Source organism: Allomuricauda sp. XS_ASV26, assembly GCF_041224615.1.
GTDB classification, from domain to species: domain Bacteria; phylum Bacteroidota; class Bacteroidia; order Flavobacteriales; family Flavobacteriaceae; genus Flagellimonas; species Flagellimonas alginolytica.
Map to the genome: position 1 here is coordinate 139295 of NZ_JBGFGK010000026.1, position 21807 is coordinate 161101.

The following is a 21807-nucleotide window of genomic DNA, read 5'->3' on the forward strand; positions in this document are numbered from 1 at the left end:
ATCGGCAATGGTCAATACTTCTCTGTTATAATTGTAATACTGGGCGTAGCCGAACTAAAAGTCGAGAAACGAAAACTATATTAAGATGGAGTTAAAAATATATAGGGACAAGCAGGAAGTAGCCGAAAATTTTTCGGACTATTTTGTAAATAAAGTGAAAGAGGCAGGTGCTTTTCATGTGGCCTTGTCCGGCGGTAGTACGCCAAAAATAGTTTTTGATCTATTGGCCCGGAAATATGCAGGTACAGTGGATTGGAACAAAGTAAATTTTTATTGGGGCGATGAGCGTTGTGTGCCGCCGACCGATGATCAGAGCAATTATAAAATGACGGTTGAGCATCTTTTCTCTAAAATAGAGGTGCCCAAGGAGAACATCAATCGTATTTTGGGCGAAAAGGATCCCGTAAACGAAGCAATGCGATATGCCAATCTATTGGAAATTGATCTCGATAGGGTGCAAGGGGTTCCCCAATTTGATTTGGTAATATTGGGCATGGGCGATGATGGGCATACAGCATCAATATTTCCGCACGAGATAGAACTTTGGGATTCCGATGACCATTGTGTAGTTGCCAATCATCCAGAGTCCGGTCAAAAACGGGTATCCATAAATGGCAAGGTGATCAATGCGGCCAAAGAGGTGGCCTTTTTGGTCACAGGGGCATCAAAAGCCGAAAAAGTGAAAGTGGTAGTGGAAAAAACCGAAGGCTCCGAAGTTTACCCTGCCTCTTTGGTGAATCCTGCATCAGGAAATTTAGTTTGGTTTTTGGACGAGGAAGCAGCGGCCAAGCTCAATCAAGATCCATCTTAACATTTTCACCTTCCAAAAACTCTAAATATTCGTTTACTTTAAAGTTGTTGGATTCGTATTTGCTATCGCGTTTGTACGCTGATTGTTTACGTTCCTTGCTGCGGGCAAAGCGGCGTATATCCTGCTTTGTTTTTAGGATAAGTCCGGGCACTGCCTTGTTTTTGCCATCTTTTCCTTTGGCGACCATGGTAAAATAAGAGGAATTGCAATGTTTTACTTCTCCCGTAGTTACATTTTCGGACTCAACACGTACTCCCACCACCATAGAAGTTTTACCGGTATAGTTGATGGACGCTTTTAGCGTGGCCAGTTCGCCAACTTCGATCGGGTTAAGAAAATCCACCCGGTTTACCGATGCTGTAACGCAATAGCTTTGTGAATGCTTGGACGCACAGGCAAATGCAATTTGATCCATAAGGTTTAGGATGTGCCCACCGTGAACTTTTCCACCAAAGTTGGAGTGGGAGGGCAACATAAGTTCGGTTATGGACACTCTACTTTCTCTGGATGATTTGAACTTTTTCATAGTTTATAATTATCTCGTTTTTTCAAAGAGAAAAGTTGGTTTCCTTTGTATTGCGGTCGTAAAAAGATAGCTTTAATTTCTAAAAATGGGTGATTTTTCGGATTTTACCTCGGTGATAAAGTATTTGGTGTCGCCCAACCAGAAAAAGGTGGCGTAGCGCTCCTTGTAGGTCATTTTAATATACTGTCCTTGGTATTCCTTCATTTTTTCAATGATTTCTTTTTCTCCATCTTCCACCGAAAAGGAGAATACATTGGTCCCGGATAATCCTTGGCTTATCTGTCCTTCCCATGTTTTTACCAATACACCTTTTCTACTGAACTTGATCAGTTCCCCGGAACGGTATCCCTCGCTATAGGGAACGTAATATACAAATGCAAAATATCCCAATATGCCAATTACAATGACAGCAATAAAAATGGTAAGGAATTTTTTCATGGTTCGTTCTCTAGTTTAGTTCTTCAAAATCGTCTTCGTGGGCGCGTTTTAGTATGGGTTCGGGAAGTGATTTTTTTGCCTTCGCGCCCATCTTTTTCAATTTTTCAATAGTTGTGACAATATTCCCACGGCCTTCTACCAGTTTATTCATTGCACCACGGTATTCGGTCTTCGCCTCGTCCATTTTTTTTCCCACCTTGGTCAAATCCGATACAAAACCTTCGAATTTATCATAAAGTGCACCTGCTTGGCGTGCAATTTCAATAGCGTTTCGTTGTTGTTTCTCATTGCTCCACATCGAATCTATGGTTCTAAGGGTAGCCAATAGGGTAGATGGGGTAACAATAACAATATTTTGTTCAAAGGCTTTATTGTAGAGAGAATTGTCCTCATTAATGGCGATGGCAAATGCAGGTTCTATCGGAACGAACATTAAAACAAAATCAGGGCTTTCCATTTCGTAGAGATCCTCGTATTTTTTGGAGGAGAGTTGTTCCACATGCCTGCGCAGTGAATTAATGTGGTCTTTTAAAAATTTAGCTTTATCCTCTTCTTCCGCATTGGTAAAACGTTCGTAATCGGTAAGCGATACCTTGGAATCTACCACCATTTTTTTGCCGTCAGGTAAGTGGATGATCACATCGGGCATAACCCTGCTGCCATCTTCACGCTTAAAACTTTGTTGCACACTGTATTCCCGATCTTTTTCCAAGCCGGATTTTTCTAAAACGCGCTCCAATACCAATTCGCCCCAGTTACCTTGCATTTTGCTGTCGCCTTTTAGGGCCTTGGTCAAGTTTTCGGCTTCTTGGGTAATTTTTAAGTTTTGTTGTTGAAGACTTTCCAACTGTTGTTTTAGGGAAGAGTTAATGCTAATGTTTTCCTTTTGGGATTTTTCAACTTTTTCCTCGAACTCTTTAATCTTTTTATTGAGAGGGCTGAGGATGTTTTCTATGTTCTCCTTATTGCTCTTGGTGAATTTTTCACTTTTTTCGTCCAAAATTTTGTTGGCCAAATTTTCGAATTCCTTTGTGAATTTTTCCTGTAGCTTTTCAACTTCTTCTTTCTGCTCTTTGTTCTTTATTTGAAGGTTCTCCAAATCTGCTTGGTACCGAACAATTTGATTGCTTTGCTGTTCTTTTTCCCGTTGCAACTGTTTTTGGTCCTCCTCGTTTAGCTGTATTCTATCTTTTAGGGATGTGATAGTGGCGTTTAGTTGTTGTTCCCGCTCCACCCAAACACTTTCGTTCGATTTGGTTTTCAGTTTTTGGATATAAATACCGACAAAAAGGCCTAGGGCCATTGCTATTAAGCCAATAATCAAATAGATAAATACTGTGCTCATTAAATTGTTTATTGAAGATAAAGATAATGGATTACAAAGATAAAATGTCATTCGGGCTTTGTAGGAAATCCACAATATAAATATTGACTGTTTTTGATTTAAAAAAGCAGTTTTGTGCATCAGGAATGTTGTTCCTATTTTGAAACCTTATACGTACCGGTTTTAGCATCAAACTTTACCATTTCCGATGGAAAAAGACGGTCAAAGTGCTGCTTTTCTATCAATTTGCAGGGGTCGCCAAAGGGTTGGTCCTTACCGTCCAAAATTAATATTCGATCGCACAGTTGGATGGCCAATTCTATTTCATGGGTTGTAAAAAGGATGGTTTTATGTTTGTTGTGGGCCAATTCCTGGAGCATTTTAAGAATCTGTACTTTGTGGTACAGGTCTAAGTGGGTGGTAGGTTCGTCCAGCAAAATTATGGAGGTGTCCTGTGCCATGGCGCGGGCCACCAGTACCCTCTGCATTTGGCCATCGCTGAGCTCGTGGCATTTTCGGTGTTTAAGGTCTTCCAGCAAAAAAGCGGCCACACTTGATCGTATCTGCTCCTTGTCCAGTTCGGTAAGTGAGCCCAACCAATTGGTGTACGGTTGGCGGCCCAATGCAATCAATTCTTGAACGGTCAGATTTTTAGAAGCAGGTTGCTCCGTCAATACCACACTAAGTTCTTTGGATAAATTGGAAGCGGTGTAATCTTTCAAGTTTTTATGGTTCAAAATTATATCACCGGATATTTTGGGTTGAAACCCGCCCAAAGTGCGAAGTAGAGTAGATTTTCCAATACCGTTTATGCCCACAATTCCGCAGAGCATTCCAGCTTTTAAGTCAAAATTGATATGTTCAGCTACGACTCTTGAATCGTATCCAATGGCCAAATCCTTTATGGATAGTATGTTTTCGTCAACTTTAGCCATTAGAACATCATTTTGCGTTTACGGACCAAAATCCAAATAACAACCGGTGCACCGACCAAAGAGGTGATGGCGTTTATGGGCAATACACTAGCGGAGTTGGGCAATTGGGCCAAGGTATCGCACAACAACATTAAAATGGCCCCGTACAGCATTACGGCCGGGATCAATACTTTGTGCTCCATGGTATCAAAAATTTGACGGGTAAGGTGCGGAACGGCCAGGCCAACAAAGGCTATTGGGCCGGCAAAAGCTGTGATGCCCCCAGCCAATAATCCAGTGGAGATAATGATGGTCAATCGTGATTTTTTCAAGGAAACCCCTAAGCTTTGCGCATAGTTTTCTCCCAAAAGAAAAGCATTCAAGGATTTTATGGAGATAATACTCAGTAAAACGCCCAAAGCTACAATGCTTCCCAATAAAAGCAGTTGGTTAGTGGAGAGATTGCCCACACTTCCAAAGGACCAAAAAATGAAGCGTTGTAAATTTTCTGCGCTCGAAAAATAAGCGAGCACACTGACTATGGCCGAAGTAATACTACCGAACATCAAACCAATGATCAGTAAAGCCATGGTGTCCTTTACCCGTTGTGCGACAAGCATGACAACAAAGAGAACCAAAAAGCTTCCAATGCTGGCCGCGATGGCAAGGGAAACATCGCTCAAAAAAGAAAAGGAAGCATAACCGGTCAAAAATGTTGACCCCATTAACAGTAGTGCGGCACCCAAACTAGCCCCGGAACTTATTCCCAAAACAAAAGGTCCGGCCAATGGATTTCTAAACAATGTTTGCATTAAAAGACCGCTCAAGGATAATCCTGCGCCAACCAATATGGAGGTAAATGCTTTTGGAATCCGATAGTTCCATATAATATATTCCCAAGAGTCTGTCTTTGGCAATTTTCCAAGCAAAATAGATAGCACGTCGGCAAAGGGGATGGAAACCGATCCTGAACTAATATTCAACAACGAAGAACATAATAATGCAACCAACAATAGCAAAAAGGAAATGCGATATGTTCTTGTGAATGGCATTTATTTTATGGGTTTGATAAATTGCAGCTGGTGTTCCGGTAATAGTTCCGGATGCAATATCTTAATAAAATCCTTTAAGACCACATCGGGTCGGTGAGGTGCCGATTCGTAAAAAATAAGTCCACCGGTTTCGCCTTTTTCAATGGCATTGGAATATACTTTTTGGTTCGTAAAAGCAGAAAACCGGCCGTAATGTGTATTTGCGGCTTTTATTTGTTCGTAAGTGGTTTGTGCTGATGGGTTAAACCAAAATTCGGCATCTTGGGCTTTTTCCAAAACCGATTCGAGACTTAGCCCAATGCTTCCGGTCTCGGGTGTGGAAGCCCACGCATAATCGGCATTTGCATCTTTTATAAAGCGGGCCATCCAACTTTGGCCCCCAGCCACATACCACACATCCTTGTAAAGTCCCCCGGTTAGCACGGTAGGTTTGGATTTTGCTTTTTTTGCAATCTCTTTTGCTTGTTTGTAAGATGATTCTACTTCTGTGAAAATACTATCGCCCAGGGCTTCCTTATTGAAAAATGGAGCAAAAAACTTGATCCATTCGGCTTTACCGAGCGGGGTATGCTCCACCCAATCACCATTGTAGGCTACTGGAATTCCTGCCTGTTTTAAAATATCGTAGGCCTTGTTCTCCTCATTAATGCTAAATCCAAAAATAAGTTCGGGGTCTAGGGCCAGTACCATTTCTGTGTTGAGAACATCATTCATTCCCAAATCCTTTATGTGCCCTGCCGAAATTCGCTCTCTGGCCTCGGGTGTTGAAATGTAGTCCGTATTTGGAAAGCCGATTACGGTATTTAACGCCCCAAGTTTTTGTAAGGGTTCTATGTGGGTAGTGGAAGTAAGCACCACCTTTTCTATTGGGGTGGCGATAATGGCATCGTATGCATCTTTTGGTAGAGTAATGGACGGTAATTTTTCCTTGGGAACCAACGCATATTTAAAGCTTTTTGCCCCGGGCCAAGCCCCGGTGACCTCTATTATTGTAAGATCGGTCTCTTTGGTTACTTTAAATCCGGTTGCATATTTTACTTTGGAATCTAATTCTTGATTTTGGGAAGGTTGCTGTTTTTTTTCCAGTTTGCAACCTACCAAAGTCATCAAAAGAAATCCTAAAACTAGAATTGACCATTGTTGTTTTGCCATGGTCCAAAAGTAAGATTATTTAATTTTTGAGGAAAAAGATTAAACAGATTGATTAGCTTTGGCCTCGAATTTTGGTTCTCACGGTTTTCCGTGGGATTAAAAGGGAATCCGGTGCAAATCCGGAGCTGTTCCCGCAACTGTAAGTTGTGCCCAAGAATTACTGTTTTTTTAAAAGTAAGTATTGGGCGTTTGTCTCATCTTCTAAAACCACTGCCCAATGGGCGGGAAGGTAGGAGGCAAAACACAAGCCAGGAGACCTGCCACATTCAAACAAACATTGTTAAACTTTCGGGATAAAGGTTTACGTATGCAACACATACTATTCTCCCGTTTATTCAATTAAACGAAATGAAAAAAAATCATTTATGGTTAATTACCGCTTTATTGGCGGGACAGGGGATCTTTGCACAACAGATACAGCAAGATTCACTTAAAGTTCAACAACTGGACGAGGTTGTTGTTAGCGACTCAAAATTTGAATTGAAGCGTGAAAACTCAGGAAAAACGGTAATCAAGATCACAGCTGAGGAAATGCAGCGAAACCAAGGCAGAACGGTTGCCGAGATCATCAACACAAAAAGTGGTATCGAAATTGCCGGTAGCCGGGGCAGGGATGGCGATGTGCTAGGGGTTTACGCCCGGGGTGGCCGTGGCAGACAGGTCTTGATCATTATCGATGGCGTTCGTGTGGCCGACCCATCCACATTTTCTGCCGAATATGATCTACGTCTGCTGTCTCCCAGTACAATTCAGTCCATTGAGATCATTAAAGGAGCGGCCAGCACACTTTACGGAACCAATGCAGTTACTGCGGTGATCAACATTACAACAAAAAAGAGTTCCAAAAAGAAGATGGCCGGTAATTTTGAAACCAGTGTCGGGACCAATCAAACTGCGGAGGACCAGAATTATAATATAGGTAGCATTCAAAATTCCGCAAATGTAAATGGCACATTGGGCAAGTTCAATTATGGGGTGGATTTTTCCAATCGGTACAAAAGTGGATTGTCTGCTGCTGTGACACCTGAAAATGAAGAGGATGTTTTTTCAAATTACAGCACCAATGTAAGGTTTGGCCATCAATTTACGGAAAGGTTCGGCGTTCAGCTATATGGCAATCAAACCAAATTTAGGAATGAATATGATGCTTCTTTGGCCGAAGCTCCAAATGTAGGGGAGAACGAGCAGCAAAGGGTTGGGGTTTCCTCTGAATTTGAGTATGGCAAAGGATCGGTTCACTTAAATGCGGCCTATACAGATTACGAGTCCATGGCCAACGATACTTTTGGTGAAAGCACTACCGAAGGCAACAATTGGGTATTGGATGTGTACCATAAATATGTTTTTGGAGAGCAGTTCCATACGATACTTGGAGTAAACTATATTAAGGACGAGGCTATTTTTGCGGAGGAGGTTGATTTTACCATTGTAGATCCTTATGTCAATGTGGTCTATGTTTCGGATTTTGGATTGAATTTGAATGCAGGTGCCCGCTTGAACAATCACTCCGAATATGGAAACCATTTTGTGTACAACCTGAACCCATCTTATGTATTTGATACGAATAAAGGGTATATAAAATTGATGGGATCGTATGCAACCTCTTATATTACACCGAACTTGACCCAGTTGTTCGGTGCTTTTGGTGGAAACCCAGACTTGGAGCCAGAAGAAAATACCACTATTGAGGCGGGCGTGGAGTTTAAATTGAACAATACATTAAGAATCAGTACGGTTTATTTTGATAGAAACGAAACAAATGCCATTGGTTACGATGCTAACTTTACAACGATAAATGTTGCCGATGAGATTGATGCCAACGGGGTGGAAGTGGAAGCAACTTGGTTGCCTTTGAGCAATTTTAGCGTAAATGCCAATTATACCTTTACGGAACGGAAAGGCGACAATGCCATACGTATTCCCAAGCACAAGGCCAATGTTTCTGTATGGTATCAGTTTTGTGAAAGTACCAATGCATCTTTGAGCTATGCTTATACCGGTGAGCGTTTTGATACTGATTTTTCTACTTTTACCGATGTAGCCCTTGACCCGTTTTCAATATTGAATCTTTCTGTTCAGCATGAGTTGATCAAAAACAAATTAAATGTTTTTGTGAACGCGGATAATTTGTTGAACGAGGATTATAGGGAGCTGCTTGGGTTCACCACCAGAGGACGAAACTTTAGGGTCGGCCTCAGCCTGAACCTTTAAAAAAAGAAAAGCGGCCGATCGGCCGCTTTTATATTAGTTGTTTAACTGTAGTGGTTTTTCCAAATACATATTGTCCTTTATAGGAGTTTCCAATCTAGATGACGTAAAAGATTCTGCGGGCATTTCCACGGTAAAGTCTATTTTGGCAGAGCTACCTGTAATTTCTTGTAGAGCACGGGCCAGGAGAGGCTCGTTTACATCGCCTAAGACTCCAAAATTGGTTAAATCTTCTTCTAGGGCAATGTCTGGCGCCAAACCATTGGTGTAATCATAAAACCCATCGGCATTCTCGTTCCTTCCAACCAAAGGTTGTAATCCCCAAGAATTTTCAGCATTGATATTGCCCTCACGGTCACTATTATAAATAAAAGAGTTTTCTGGGTCATCTACCAAGGTAATTGAAAATTCATTTTTACCACGAGTTGTTTCTCCAATATGGATTACATCGATATAAGGGTCAAGTCCGTTCATTACCAATTCGCTTGCCGAGGCAGAATCACCTGTGGCAATAACAAAAACACGGTCTAAATTTAAGGAGTTAATGGCGCTGGTGCCTGTGGAATTTGCAAAATAATCGGTTAAAAATTCTTCGCTGAACTGTACTTGTATTTTATCGTTCCACCTTTGTTTTATGTATACCTCACCTGTGTTGGTCCCATAGACCATACTGGCCAGTAAACGGGATGTGTTTACGGAACCTCCCGGATTGTAGCGCATGTCCAAAACAAGTTCTGTTGCTCCGTCGGCTACAAATTTGGCAAAGGCAGCGTTCAAATCTTCATCGAAACTGCTTAAAAAACGGTTGTACATTAAATAGGCAACTTTGGTCCCGTTTACATCCAGTGTTTCGGCAATCAAGATGGGGTCCTCGACTTGGTTTTCTATTTTGGTAAGTTCTACTTCTTTGGCGCTATCAGAGATGGTATTGTCGGTAACGGTCGCCATTCCAAGCGTGTAAGTGCTGTTATCACCGAACAAAAGATTCCTGTAGTTGTTAATGGTAAGTTGGGTGCCATCGACCCTGGTGAAAAACTCGCCACGTTGTATATCTTTGGTCGAGGCATCGGAATCCGGCCATATGTAAAGTACATAGCCAAAAACATTTTCCGTGCCGCTAATCAGGCTCAATCTAAATTCGACCCCATTACTTTGGGATATTCCAGATAGGCCACTTACCAGTTCCGAATAGTCATCATTGGCAAAACTAAATCGATCTATGGCGTTGTCATCCCCAAAAATCTCCTCATGTCTGTTACAAATGCTATAAAAAAAGTTTTCGGCATTTGCATTGGCCTCTAAAAAAGCAGTGTACTCGGCATTTGTGGAAAATCGGTCATCAGCCAAATCCTCTACATCCCCTTGCCAAAAATACCAAAGGTTCATGGCCTGCCACATAAAATTTTGTGCTGTAACATCCGCACCGGGTTCTGGGTCGGGGGTAGGGCCATTATTAATTTCATTGTCGTCACTACTACAAGAGGTGAAGAGGAGTGTTGCTCCAAAAAATAGATAGAGGTACTTTTTCATAGTTTAATTTTTTTTGAATTTACTCAAATTTTGTTCCAAACTCTAAGAAACTGGGGTGGGTAAGAGTAAAACCAAACGTTATATCAAATAAATTTACCTTGCAAAATAGGCTTATCTGAGGAAATCGCAAATTTTTTGTAACAATATTCGATATGTATCGTCGTGATAGTGTAGGTCGATAAGAAAGGCCTTAAAATAACTAAGACAACCAAATGAAACAAGCAGAATTTTTAAACGTGGTTTTGCCTTTTCAGGATAAACTTTTTAGGCTCGCCAAGCGCCTATTGGTCTCCCGAGAAGAAGCGGAAGACGCCACTCAAGAAATTTTGTTGAAGCTTTGGTCTAAGAACGAGTCGATGGGGAAGTACAAAAATGTAGAGGCTTTTGCCATGACCATGACCAAAAACTTTTGTTTGGACCGCTTAAAGTCCAAGCAAGCAGGGAACCTAAAATTGGTTCACAGTAATTACAGTGATGAAAACACCTCCTTACAAAAACAATTGGAGGCCGAAGACAGTGTAAACTGGATGGAACGAATTATAAAAGACCTGCCAGAACAACAAAAAATGATATTGCAACTACGCGATGTGGAGCAATACGAGTTCGACGAAATATGCGAGCTCATGGACATGAAACCGACAGCAGTGCGCGTAGCATTGTCGAGGGCAAGAAAAACAGTAAGAGAAGAATTGATAAAAAAACATAACTATGGAATTGGGTAACATAGAAAAAATATTGGAAAAGTATTTCGAGGCCACTGCTACAGTGAACGAAGAAAGAACACTTAGGGCCTATTTTTCACAAGAGGAGGTCGCACCTCACTTGGAGCAGTACAAGCCCATGTTCAACTACTTTTCCATGGCCAAGGAAGAAAAGTACACCAAGCAGGTACCATTAAAACCTAGAGTAAACTATTACAAGTGGCTATCCGTTGCAGCGGCAGTAGTTTTGACCTTTGGCATCTATTTTGGTAATCAGTACCAAGAAACAAAGCGTTTGGAGCAAGAAAAGGCAGAGTTTGCCTACGAGGAAACCAAAAAAGCACTCGAACTCTTAGCAGTGAACTTTAACCGAGGTACGGAAAAAGTGGCCTACTTAAAAGAGTTTGAAGATGCAAAACAAAAAATTTACAATAACAATTAAAAAACGTAACAAAAATGAAAAAGTATATTTTAATAACAGTAATGGCATTGTTGCCTTTGGCAGGATTCTCTCAGTCCGTTTTTGACAAGTTTGAAGATCTGGACGATGTGACCACAGTGATCGTGAACAAGAGTATGTTCAATTTATTGGCAAAAATAGATGTTGAAGTGGATGATCCAGAGGCACGCGATTTTATGGAAATTGCCAGCAGTCTTAAAAGTTTAAAGGTGTTTACCACCGAGAACAAGAAAATTGGCGACGATATGAAATCTTCTGTCGATAGCTACCTAAGGTCTTCAAAAATGGAGGAGTTGATGCGAATCAAAGACAAGGATGCCAATGTAAAATTCTACATTAAAGAAGGTAAAGATGCCGATCATGTAAGCGAGCTGCTGATGTTCATTACCGGAATGAAAAATGTGGAGGCCAATGGTCAAAAGTTTGAAACGGTAATCCTATCCTTAACTGGCGATATAGATTTGAACAACATAAGTTCTTTGACCAAAAAAATGAACTTGCCAGAAGAGCTTAACGAAGCAGGAAAGAAAAACTAGATAAGAATATCGGTTGGCAATAATCGGTTGGAAATTGTAACAAAATACAAAACCCTCCAACTAATTATTGTCAACCGGTAATCAGTTGACACTATCAATCAAAAAAAGAATAGAAAAATGAAACATTTAATTAAATCCATAATGGCAATCGGAGTATTGTTCTTGGCTTCGTGCGCGTCGCAGCCCACTTTGCAGGAGTATTATGTGGACAATTCGGAAAATCCGAATTTTTTGTCCATCGATGTACCGGCAAGCATTCTCAAAATGGATGAGGTGGAGCTGACTCCGACCCAAAAAGAGGCCATAGAATCATTGCGAAAGTTCAATTTATTGGCCTTTAAAAAGAATGAGGACAATGTTGCCGAATACGAGATCGAAAAAAAGAAAGTGAGCCAAATCTTAAAAGGGGACGACTTTGTTGAACTCATGAAGATAAACTCCAAGTATGGCAAGGGGGTTATCAAATATTTGGGAGATGAGGATGCCATTGATGAAGTGATTATTTACGGAGATAGTAAGGACAAAGGCTTTGCCCTGGTCCGTGTGCTCGGCAAGGATATGAACCCGGCACATATCATACAATTAATGCAGGCCATTCAAAAATCCGATTACAAAGGCGAAGGGCTGGGTGAAATTGGTGATTTTCTGAAAGGCTAAGACCAATCATTATATAATCCAAGGAGGGCGACAATTGTCGCCCTTTTTCTTTTTACGATAAAGATTCGATGCATAAAAAAGTGACCTAGTTTAGTATCTTAGTGTCTAACAACAAGAACACTAACAAAACTATAGCATCATGGAAAAAGCACAAGAATGGTTCGACTATGGTATTGAACTGGCCAAAGAATTCGGACCTAAACTAATTACAGCACTTCTTATCTACATTGTGGGGATGTGGGTGGTAAAGAAAATCATCGGTGGAACCCGAAAGGTAATGTCAAAGAGTAAATATGATGAATCCCTGCAAAAATTTTTGTTGAACCTACTGTCTTGGTCGCTCAAAATATTTTTGATCATTATCGTTATCTCTCGACTAGGGGTAGATGTTACCACATTTGCTGCAGTAATCGCAGCTGCTGGTCTTGCCGTAGGTTTGGCGCTGCAAGGCTCGCTGTCCAATTTTGCCGGCGGTGTACTTCTCATGATATTTAAACCTTACCGTATTGGAGACCTTATCGAGGCCCAAGGCGTTCTTGGAGTTGTAAAGGAGATAGAAATTTTTACAACAAAAATGGTAACACCACAAAACAAACTGGCTATTGTCCCGAACGGAGCTATGGCCAACGGCAACATAATCAATTACACGGCCGAAGGTAAAATGCGGGTGGATACCGTTATTGGCGTAGGTTATGGCGAAGACATCAAAAAAACCAAAGAAGTGCTGTTGAACGTGCTCACTTCCAACCCAAAAGTACTTAAAGAACCTGCACCGTCGGTTAATGTGATGGAACTGGCCGATAGTTCAGTGAACTTTGCAGTACGGCCCTTTTGTAAGCCCGAAGATTATTGGGATGTGTACTTTGGAACCTATGAAAATTGCAAAATTGCCTTGGATGAAGCCGGAATCGAAATTCCTTATCCACACCAGGTGGAAATCCACAAAGAAGCATAAGAATTTTTGTCACATCGAGCACAGTCGAGCTGTCTTAGTTGGTTCTCGACTGCGCTCGAGCGGACACAAACTTAAACCCCAGTGTAATTCGCTGGGGTTATTTGTTTCAATTTGGTTTTGATCGTATTGGTACCTCCAAGGTTTCTATAATACCGACAATGTTTTTTTTTTACTTAAGCAATGATCATGGGTTGATCTATAGGCTTTGGTTGGATTATATAAAGTAAAATTCTAACTTTACTAATACCTGCCAGCATAGAGGTACCTATTTTATTATAATAGTAGCGCAAATAAATCAAGTTCTATAGTTGCATATCATTATCTCTTCATAAAGTAAATTAATTTCTAAAATTAATATGGCTGGAAGATCTTGTGTTAGTTGCCGCTTAGAAATAAACCTATAGTATGGATGGGCCGGAGCTTTTAAATAAATATTATTATTTAATTAAAAAACGAACGAAATTAATACCTAAGGACCAAGTAGGTTGGTCCAAGAATATATTGGCCACTCATTTTGGAGGGCAACCAACAGGGAAAATAGGTGTGCAATGGCCAATTTGTGAAGTATGCGACAAGCCTATGACATTTATTGGACAAGTATATTCATCCTCATATTTACACACTTCTCCGTTCCATTTTTTTTCTTTTTTTTATTGTCATTCTTGTAATACTGCGAATTCTCGAATATCGGCATCGGACAATGACGCAGCAGATGGGGCGTTAGGCTGGAAAATCTTTGCATATGAAGAATTAAGGACGGAAGATGCTTGTTTAATTCCATTACCGGATTATGGTGACCCTAAAGAGTTGATGATCAAAGAGCAACAGGTAGAGTCGATTTTGGAAGACAGTTTTCCTGATTTTGTAGGATTAAAATTGTATATACCCCTTATTTGGAATAATATAGACAAATTGATTGACCCTGAGACAAATAGGGTTTCAAAGGATTATTGGGACAAGGTAGAGCAAATTGAAAAAGCTGCTGGCAAGCTAGTTGGTATTGAGCAAAAACCATATTTGAGAAATAAAGGCGTAATGCTCGGAGGGTACCCTAATTGGTGTAATGGACCTGATGAAACACCCAATTGTCCCATATGCGAATCCCCAATGGATCTGTTGTTACAAATTTCACCTTCCCAAATTGTAAAATATAATTGGGGAGATTGCTGGACGCTATATATTTTTTATTGTACCAAACATAAACAGCAATTTTCCTTACATTTTCAAGGAACCTAGGTTATGGTAGATAAGCTTGACAACGAGTTGAATAAAATTCCCTTTAAGGAACCAACCTAAACCCCGGTATAATTTGCTGGGGTTATTTGTTTCAGTTCAGTTTTAATGGTATCCGATACCTCTAAGGTTTCTATAAAATCGGCAATGGATTTCTGGTTGATTTTCTCGTTGGTACGGGTCAGACCTTTTAAAGCTTCGTAGGGGTTCGGGTAGCCCTCCCTTCGTAAAATAGTCTGAATGGCCTCTGCGACCACGGCCCAGTTATCCTCTAAATCCTGCTCAAACTTAGCTTGATTTAGCACCAATTTGTTCAATCCTTTTAAAGTGGATTGAAAACCAACAATGGTATGTGCGAAAGGGACTCCCACATTTCTTAAAACCGTACTATCCGTAAGGTCGCGTTGTAGGCGTGAAATTGGCAATTTAGCAGATAAATGCTCAAAAATGGCATTGGCCAAGCCCAAGTTACCTTCGGAATTCTCAAAATCAATAGGGTTTACCTTGTGCGGCATGGCCGATGAGCCAACCTCTCCTTTTTTGATTTTCTGTTTAAAGTAATCCATGGAAATATAGGTCCAGATATCTCTGTCTAGATCAATCAAGATAGTGTTGATTCGTTTAAGACAGTCGAACAGGGCGGCCATATGGTCGTAATGTTCAATTTGGGTGGTGGGAAAGGAGTGGTGCAACCCCAGTTTTTCCTGCACGAACTGTTTTCCGAATGCCCTCCAATCGTTGTTTGGATAAGCAACTTTGTGAGCGTTATAGTTTCCTGTAGCACCACCAAACTTGGCTGCACTTGGAATATCGTTCAATAAATTGAACTGCTCTTTAAAACGCTCTACAAAAACATCGATTTCCTTGCCTAAACGCGTAGGGGAGGCAGGTTGTCCGTGCGTGCGTGCCAACATAGGGATGTTTTCCCATTCCTTGGCCAGCTCCTTCAATTTATCAAAAACCTCTAAATATGATGGCACGTACACATTGTTCATGGCTTCTTTTATGGAGAGGGGAACAGCCGTATTGTTAATGTCTTGCGAGGTCAACCCAAAGTGGATAAACTCCTTGTATTTTTGGAGATCTAATCCATCAAATTTTTGTTTGATGAAGTATTCCACGGCCTTTACGTCGTGGTTGGTGGTCTTTTCAATATCCTTGATCGATTGGGCATCGTCCGAAGAAAACTCTTGATAGATCTTCTGTAGTTGGGGAAACAAAGCGGTGTTGAAATCAGCCAGTTGTGGCAATGGAATTTCACAAAGCGCAATAAAGTATTCGATTTCTACCTGGACGCGATATTTGATCAAGGCTTCTTCGGAAAAGTAATCTTTTAAACTTTCGGTTTTATTTCTATATCTACCGTCGATCGGCGAAATGGCGTTTAGTGGTGTCAATGACATGGTCAGGAAAATTTTGAAAGCATCAAAGATACTTAAACGCTGCGGTTTAGACACCTAATTTGGCCAACTTATCCAGAGTTTTTTTTGCTCTGTTTTTGTACCCAGTGGTTCCGGTCGCGTAACTATCTTCCAGAACTAGTTTGAGCTCGGGGTGTACCCAATCAAAGCGTAGCCCCAAATAATACAGACTGGTCATGGAAAATACCTTGGGTGCCATGTTCATTGGGCCTATTAACCAATCAAAACAAGCGGTCAATATTTTTTCCAGTTGATCATGGGTAATATTTTCAATAAAAACAGGGTCTTTTTTCTTAAAATAAGCTTCACAGACCATTTCGCAAACATGGGCAACGGGCCTAATGCACGATTCGGTCTTTAATTGGGCAAGGCCGTTTACAAAATCATCAAAAAAAGGGAGGAGATAGGTCAGTTTTTTGCGCATTAAATGATCAAAGGTCCAGCTGGCATTAAAGGTACCTTCCTTGTCTTCCGCTATTATTTCTTTATAAAGCGTTTTGGCCAATTGGGGCGCTTGCTGTAATTGCAATACCAAATCATCTATTTGTGATTTTGATATCCTACCGGAATTAAGTGCGATATGGAGCTCGGTTTCGGTCACAAAAAAATCGATATATTTACTAAAATCCTGTATGATGAAAATAGTAAAAAAAATAGCAATTGCCCTATTGGTGGTTTTGATAGGAATGCAATTTTATCGTCCTGAAAAAAATATCTCCGAAGGGGACTATGTTGCCGCCTTTGAAGCTGAAACAAAGCCCTCCCGGGAGGTGAAGCAAATTCTGAAAACAGCTTGCTACGATTGTCACAGTGCGAATACCGAGTACCCTTGGTACAATACTATTGCTCCGGTCTCGTATTGGCTGGCCGACCATATTGAAGATGGTAAAAAACATTTGGATTTTTCCGATTGGCAGAATTATGACGAGAAGAAAAAAGACCACAAATTGGAAGAGCTTATAGAGGAAGTAAAAGGGGGCAGTATGCCGTTGAACGAGTACACTTGGACACATGCCGATGCCAAATTGTCCGAGGAGCAGATCAGTGCATTGGTAAGTTGGGCAGAAAAGACCAGGGCTACCTATTAAAAAGATGTTCCACTAAAGTGGGAACTCCTTCGGCAGCGGTTTTTGGGATTATAGTGAGGTTCTCAAAATCCGATGCACGGATATTGGGCCTTGGGTCTATAAAATAAATTGGGGTATTGCTGGGGGCGTAGTGTATTAAACTTGCCGCAGGATACACTTGCATGGAGGTGCCTACGATGATTAAAATTTCGGCCTGTTGCGTAATTTGAGCCGCAGTTTCCAGCATTGGGACCATTTCGCCGAACCAAACAATATGTGGTCGTAGTTGATGTCCGTTTTCATCGGAATCCCCTAGTACCAAGTCTCCTGTCCAATCCAAAATATAATTTTCGTTCCTTGTACTTCTTGCTTTGAACAATTCTCCGTGCAAATGGACCACGTGTGAGCTGCCGGCCTGCTCGTGTAAATTATCAATATTTTGCGTAACAATACTAACATCGAAAGTTTGCTCCAACCGTGCCAATGCCAAATGACCTTGGTTCGGTGCCACATCCAACAATTGTCGCCTACGTTGGTTGTAAAATTCCAACACTAAATCCGGATTTTTGGCAAAACCCTCCGGAGATGCAACCTGCATTACATCGTGTCCTTCCCATAGTCCGTTTTCATCACGAAAGGTTTTTAGGCCGCTTTCGGCGCTCATTCCCGCTCCGGTAAGTACTACGATCTTTTGCTTCGACATTTTTTATCCAAATTCACAATTTAAAAACTGTACGATGCAATTTAAACATTGGAGCCAGAAATAAATAATTATTTAAACTGATTAAATGTTGAGCCAATAGGTCAACTTAAGATTAATGGACCGGCTTCGGGGCATAAACGAGTTTACAAAGTAATTGTCGTTATAGACCAGAAACAGGTCGGAAAGCGGTGCAAATCTCCATTGTAGCCTCGAATTGAATCCAAGATTATCCAATTGGTTTCCATATTGGATCAAAGTGGACCAAAAAATGGATTTGTTGAACGTAATGTTTATTCTTGGACTTAACAATAAGATGTCCTCGCTCTCATAAGGTTCTGGCAATTTTATACTGTTATATATAACCCCTAAAGAAAGGAATACCGTCGGTTGAAGTCTCAGGCTCATGTCCCCTTCGAAGACATATCGCGTTCCATTGTAAAATTCGCCGTATCCGGGTTCAAGATTGTACGAAAAGACTTTTCTACGGTCACTTTCAAAAGATGCTTCAAAACTGGTATAATGGTATCCATTGTCCCCTAAAAGTTCTACTCCGCCATCGGTGCCGGTTGGATCAAAGGTGTCGGTGAGGTAAGTGTACCGATTGAACAAACGAAAGGCCAATTTTTCTTGTGAGGTAAACTCTGCTTGCCACTGGGTAAAAATAGTATAATCTGTATTTTGGTAGTCCAAGGTAGGTCTCCATATAAAGTTGGGGCTAAACCGGAAACCATGGGTATTCACCTTTCCTTTGCTGGGCCAAAAATTAAATTCCACAAAAGGCCTTGCAGCAACAATGTCCTCTCTTCGGATAAAGCCGAGGTCCGACCTAAAATCATTCCCGACAAAATTTCCGCGTAACCCAAAGTTGAAGTATCTGGAGTTGTATTGGAGGTCCATGCCGCCTGAGTCGTTACGGTCCCCAATATCGTGGGCAAAGGCCTTATGGTAAAAAAACTTGCCTGTCCAAATATTGTTTTTTGATGCAAGGTTGTAGTCCAGTCCCACCACACGGTTGTACCGGTCCATGGGGTCCACAAAGTCGTAATCCCCAAAAGTTTGTCGGTTAACAAAAAGGAAGCTTAAATTGGATCTTGAAAACATTTTCTTTTGCAACGCGAGTACGGTGTTGTTGTTACTGGGTATCTCGTTGATCTCGTCTTCTTCCGTTTGGATATTGAGTAGGCCCAACCTCCAGTTGTTGTTCAACTTCCCACTTAATCTAACCCCGCCTATAATCCCATTTTCTATGGTTTCACCATCTTTGTCCTCTGCAATTCCAATTCTTCTGGAGAAAAATGGATTGGAATCCCTTTCGTTCCCGAAGGAACCAAAAAGGTCACTGTTATCTATAAAAAATTGTCTTCTCTCTGGTAAAGAAACCTCAAATCGGGTTAAGTTGGTAACAAAATTATCGACTTCCACATTGGAGAAATCCGGGTTTAGGGTTACATCGAGATTCATGCCGTTTCCTATGGAGATTTTTGCATCTCCACCAAAGCCCATTCTGTTTAGATCTTCATTGTTTTCGTAGTCTTTGGCAATTATCCCATTTGCATAAGGTATCAATGCCATTGGAGTCCTGGATTTTCCCAATGGTTTTTCAAACACCATATCTCCCATAAATGCCAAACTGTACACAAGTTGGTTTTGTGGAATTTTCATCCAGGTACTGGTTTCGTTGGTCTGCATATCAAAGCGGTAGCTGTTGAACCGCCATTTGGTCTCACCCTGTTTAAATTTGAAGGAAGTTAATGGAATGGCAAGTTCGCAGATGTAGTAGCCATCGTACAATTTGGCTTCGCCTTGCCATTTTACGTCCCAAGAGGTGGTGAACCCATTTGGACCAGACCCGCCGTTGGATATCAAAGCTTCCCTTCGGACTCCATAAGGATTCATTCCAAACAGGAATGCATTGGTACCGTCGTTAAAAGTATCGAACATTAAACTAATGTTGTCATTCCCCCCTGCCCTGTAATCTCTTTGTAGTGAGGGTATCACATAATTGTCGCCCTCTGTATATAATTTAATACCAATAAATAGTGTAGTGTTGTTGTAGACCATTTTGATCTGGGTCTGCTGGAAGGCGAGGGTGGTGTCGGATGGAAAATATTGATGGAAATCGTCTGCATTTTCTGCAATCTCCCATACACTTTCATCTAAGATACCATCTACTTTGACTATGTCGTCGACATATTTTACGGTAAAACTTTTATGGTCTGTTTGAGAAAGTAAGGCGAAAGGCAGAAGAATTGCAGCAAGTACAATACATTTTTTTAACATTGGTCGAGTTTAGTTGGTGGTTCAAATTTAACAGATACATAGTTAAAAATTTACTAAAATTTTAAAATATGTTGCTGTTTGGTAAATCATTGCGAAAATTAGTGGCAAGAATTTTCTAAGCCTTTTTCTAATTAAGGGACGTTAAAAAATGAAAAAAACCTTATTCCTATTCTTATTTTTTCCTGTAATTGTTTTTGGTAACGCTTTTTGGGGCAAAACGGGGCACAGGGTAACCGGTGAAATTGCAGAAAACCATTTGTCCGGAAAAGCCAAGCGGGCCATAAACGATCTGTTGGATGGACATAGCTTGGCCTTTGTATCTACATTTGCTGATGATATAAAGGCTGACCGGGCCTATTCCAAATACTCGGCATGGCACTATGTCAACTACCCATTGGGGATGTCCTATGCGGATTCCGATAAAAGCGAGTATGGCGATATTATTACAGCAATAGAGACATGTAAATCCGCTATAAAGGATAAAAATGGCTCAAGGAAAGATCGTATTTTTCATTTAAAAATGCTGATTCATTTAATCGGCGACCTGCATCAGCCCATGCATGTGAGCAGGGCCGAGGACAAAGGGGGAAATACCATACAGGTCCAATGGTTTGGACAAGGCAGTAATCTACATCGGGTTTGGGACAAAAACTTGATAGAATCTTATGGTATGACGTATACCGAGCTTGCCATGGAACTACAAAACGTCAGTAGAAAAAAGCGAAAGGAGATCCAGTTGGGAACTGTGTACGATTGGGTGGACGAATCGCACGAACTATGTGCGGATTTATATGATTCCGTTGAAATTGGTGAAAAACTGGGCTATCGTTATTCCTACGACCATAACGATCTTTTATTCGCACAGCTACAGAAGGGGGGGCTTAGGCTCGCCAAGGTACTGAACGATATTTTTGGGTAGTTTTTTACTAGTGCAGGACCGTTTTTAACTGGTTTCGGTATTCCGAAGGATTCTGTCCGGTAAATGCTTTGAACGATTTATTGAAATGTGAAAAGTTGTTGAAACCACTTTCGTAACAAACTTGGGTTATGCTCATGGGTTGTTCTGCCAATAGCTTGGATGCATGTACCAATCTATATTCGTTCACGAACTGAGTAAATGTTTTATTGGTTATTTTTTTAAAGTACCTGCAAAAAGAAGGGACCGTCATGCTTACCATATCTGCAATTTGCTCAAGTTTTACGTCCTCTTTGAAATTGGTCTTCACATAATTAAAAACAACATTGATACGATCGTTGTCCTTTACTTCGGTTTCCAGTGAGAAACCTTCTGCGTTCAGCACGTTCATTTCGCTGGACGTGGCCAAGATGTTCAATATATTAAGTATGGACAATAATCGCTGAAAATCTGTCTGATACTCCAAGATTTCCATTTTTTCGCCAACCTTCATTTTGGTTTTACCGGAAAAGGCAATTCCGCCTTTGGCAACTTCGAACAACTTTTGGATATTCTTCATCTCGGGAATATTAAAGAAATCACTTCCCAAAAAGTCGGCTTTCATTTGGACCAAAGTCTCACTTTTATTGCCCGTAAGTCTGTCCGTAAAGCCACAATGTGGTAAATTGGACCCTATTAAAATTAAGTCCCCGTTCCTATAATAGGATACATGGCTTCCAATTTGTCTTTTGCCCGAGCCTCCGTTTACATATACCAACTCCAATTCTGGATGGTAGTGCCAACCTAAGTTCTTGTTCTCGTGGTTTTCGTTAAACTTTTGAAAGGTAAACGAATGGCCAAAACTTGGTGCTATAGCTTCAAATGCCGGTTTCTGAATCATACTCAACTATTTTCTTTTTTCTACAAACAATAACTTGTGTGTA

At 40.9% G+C, this 21807-nt stretch carries 22 protein-coding genes and 1 riboswitch; of the genes, 10 read left to right on the forward strand and 12 right to left on the reverse strand.

Features of this window, described 5'->3' with window-relative positions; genetic code table 11:
* Positions 1-85: 85 nt before the first annotated feature.
* The gene (gene pgl / locus AB9K32_RS01105) at positions 86-811 is read left to right on the forward strand and encodes a 6-phosphogluconolactonase (protein WP_338196084.1); all 726 of its coding nucleotides are present in this window, start codon (positions 86-88) and stop codon (positions 809-811) included.
* Here the strand turns inward: pgl and AB9K32_RS01110 are convergent.
* The 6 genes from AB9K32_RS01110 to AB9K32_RS01135 form a co-directional block, all read right to left on the reverse strand.
* Entirely contained in the window at positions 792-1337 is a 546-nt protein-coding gene (locus AB9K32_RS01110) for an acyl-CoA thioesterase (protein ID WP_224837791.1), read from the reverse strand. The two genes, pgl and AB9K32_RS01110, sit on opposite strands and share 20 nt — an antisense overlap.
* A 72-nt stretch (positions 1338-1409) precedes the next feature.
* Positions 1410-1775 carry a 6-phosphogluconate dehydrogenase gene (locus tag AB9K32_RS01115; RefSeq protein WP_252080233.1) on the reverse strand — a complete coding sequence of 122 codons (366 nt, stop codon included), beginning with the start codon at positions 1773-1775 and terminating at the stop codon, positions 1410-1412.
* A gap of 10 nt (positions 1776-1785) precedes the next feature.
* Positions 1786-3120, reverse strand: a complete 1335-nt coding sequence (rmuC, locus tag AB9K32_RS01120; RefSeq protein ID WP_369884109.1) for a DNA recombination protein RmuC — start codon at positions 3118-3120, stop codon at positions 1786-1788.
* A gap of 134 nt (positions 3121-3254) precedes the next feature.
* A complete protein-coding gene (locus tag AB9K32_RS01125) occupies positions 3255-4034 on the reverse strand; it encodes an ABC transporter ATP-binding protein (RefSeq protein ID WP_338196075.1) in 780 nt (259 codons plus the stop codon).
* Positions 4034-5065, reverse strand: a complete 1032-nt coding sequence (locus AB9K32_RS01130) for a FecCD family ABC transporter permease (RefSeq protein WP_369884110.1) — start codon at positions 5063-5065, stop codon at positions 4034-4036. The genes AB9K32_RS01125 and AB9K32_RS01130 overlap by 1 nt, the downstream gene beginning before the upstream one ends.
* Positions 5066-6217: an ABC transporter substrate-binding protein gene (locus AB9K32_RS01135; protein WP_369884111.1), complete on the reverse strand. Its 1152-nt coding sequence runs from the start codon at positions 6215-6217 to the stop codon at positions 5066-5068.
* A 55-nt stretch (positions 6218-6272) separates the two neighbouring features.
* Positions 6273-6497, forward strand: a riboswitch (cobalamin riboswitch).
* Positions 6498-6565: 68 nt separating this feature from the next.
* Between AB9K32_RS01135 and AB9K32_RS01140 the strand changes: the two genes are divergently transcribed.
* Positions 6566-8428, forward strand: coding sequence for a TonB-dependent receptor plug domain-containing protein (locus AB9K32_RS01140; RefSeq protein ID WP_369884112.1), 1863 nt, complete (start codon positions 6566-6568; stop codon positions 8426-8428).
* Positions 8429-8461: 33 nt separating this feature from the next.
* On the opposite strand, the gene AB9K32_RS01145 is transcribed toward AB9K32_RS01140, so the two are convergent.
* Positions 8462-9955, reverse strand: coding sequence for a S41 family peptidase (locus AB9K32_RS01145; RefSeq protein WP_224837784.1), 1494 nt, complete (start codon positions 9953-9955; stop codon positions 8462-8464).
* Positions 9956-10167: 212 nt separating this feature from the next.
* On the opposite strand from AB9K32_RS01145, the gene AB9K32_RS01150 reads away from it, so the two are divergent.
* The 6 genes from AB9K32_RS01150 to AB9K32_RS01175 all read left to right on the forward strand — a co-directional run bounded on the left by AB9K32_RS01150 (position 10168) and on the right by AB9K32_RS01175 (position 14500).
* Complete coding sequence (locus tag AB9K32_RS01150) at positions 10168-10677, forward strand: RNA polymerase sigma factor (protein ID WP_224837783.1); 510 nt, start codon at positions 10168-10170, stop codon at positions 10675-10677.
* Positions 10664-11098 (forward strand): hypothetical protein, encoded by a 435-nt coding sequence (locus tag AB9K32_RS01155; RefSeq protein ID WP_369884113.1) that lies wholly within the window; start codon positions 10664-10666, stop codon positions 11096-11098. Before AB9K32_RS01150 ends, AB9K32_RS01155 begins: the two co-directional genes overlap by 14 nt.
* A 14-nt stretch (positions 11099-11112) precedes the next feature.
* Positions 11113-11652, forward strand: a complete 540-nt coding sequence (locus AB9K32_RS01160) for a DUF4252 domain-containing protein (RefSeq protein WP_224837781.1) — start codon at positions 11113-11115, stop codon at positions 11650-11652.
* Between the two features lie 117 nt (positions 11653-11769).
* The gene (locus AB9K32_RS01165; RefSeq protein ID WP_369884114.1) at positions 11770-12309 is read left to right on the forward strand and encodes a DUF4252 domain-containing protein; all 540 of its coding nucleotides are present in this window, start codon (positions 11770-11772) and stop codon (positions 12307-12309) included.
* Between the two features lie 139 nt (positions 12310-12448).
* Positions 12449-13264: a mechanosensitive ion channel family protein gene (locus AB9K32_RS01170; RefSeq protein WP_224837779.1), complete on the forward strand. Its 816-nt coding sequence runs from the start codon at positions 12449-12451 to the stop codon at positions 13262-13264.
* 405 nt (positions 13265-13669) lie between these two features.
* Positions 13670-14500: a DUF1963 domain-containing protein gene (locus AB9K32_RS01175; RefSeq protein WP_369884115.1), complete on the forward strand. Its 831-nt coding sequence runs from the start codon at positions 13670-13672 to the stop codon at positions 14498-14500.
* Between the two features lie 56 nt (positions 14501-14556).
* Here the strand turns inward: AB9K32_RS01175 and purB are convergent, their stop codons facing one another.
* Both purB and AB9K32_RS01185 read right to left on the reverse strand, forming a co-directional pair.
* Entirely contained in the window at positions 14557-15900 is a 1344-nt protein-coding gene (gene purB / locus AB9K32_RS01180) for an adenylosuccinate lyase (RefSeq protein WP_369884116.1), read from the reverse strand.
* 46 nt (positions 15901-15946) lie between these two features.
* Positions 15947-16519, reverse strand: coding sequence for a hypothetical protein (locus tag AB9K32_RS01185; RefSeq protein WP_293296221.1), 573 nt, complete (start codon positions 16517-16519; stop codon positions 15947-15949).
* Between the two features lie 34 nt (positions 16520-16553).
* On the opposite strand from AB9K32_RS01185, the gene AB9K32_RS01190 reads away from it, so the two are divergent.
* The gene (locus AB9K32_RS01190; RefSeq protein ID WP_252081210.1) at positions 16554-17006 is read left to right on the forward strand and encodes a heme-binding domain-containing protein; all 453 of its coding nucleotides are present in this window, start codon (positions 16554-16556) and stop codon (positions 17004-17006) included.
* Here the strand turns inward: AB9K32_RS01190 and AB9K32_RS01195 are convergent.
* Positions 16996-17688 (reverse strand): NAD-dependent deacetylase, encoded by a 693-nt coding sequence (locus AB9K32_RS01195; protein ID WP_369884117.1) that lies wholly within the window; start codon positions 17686-17688, stop codon positions 16996-16998. The genes AB9K32_RS01190 and AB9K32_RS01195 overlap by 11 nt on opposite strands.
* 81 nt (positions 17689-17769) lie before the next feature.
* Positions 17770-19968 carry a DUF5916 domain-containing protein gene (locus AB9K32_RS01200; RefSeq protein ID WP_369884118.1) on the reverse strand — a complete coding sequence of 733 codons (2199 nt, stop codon included), beginning with the start codon at positions 19966-19968 and terminating at the stop codon, positions 17770-17772.
* 148 nt (positions 19969-20116) lie between these two features.
* Here AB9K32_RS01200 and AB9K32_RS01205 point away from each other — a divergent pair, with 148 nt between their 5' ends.
* Positions 20117-20887, forward strand: a complete 771-nt coding sequence (locus tag AB9K32_RS01205) for a S1/P1 nuclease (RefSeq protein WP_338196047.1) — start codon at positions 20117-20119, stop codon at positions 20885-20887.
* A gap of 7 nt (positions 20888-20894) precedes the next feature.
* Here the strand turns inward: AB9K32_RS01205 and AB9K32_RS01210 are convergent, their stop codons facing one another.
* Positions 20895-21764: an AraC family transcriptional regulator gene (locus AB9K32_RS01210; RefSeq protein ID WP_224837771.1), complete on the reverse strand. Its 870-nt coding sequence runs from the start codon at positions 21762-21764 to the stop codon at positions 20895-20897.
* Positions 21765-21807: the final 43 nt, after the last annotated feature.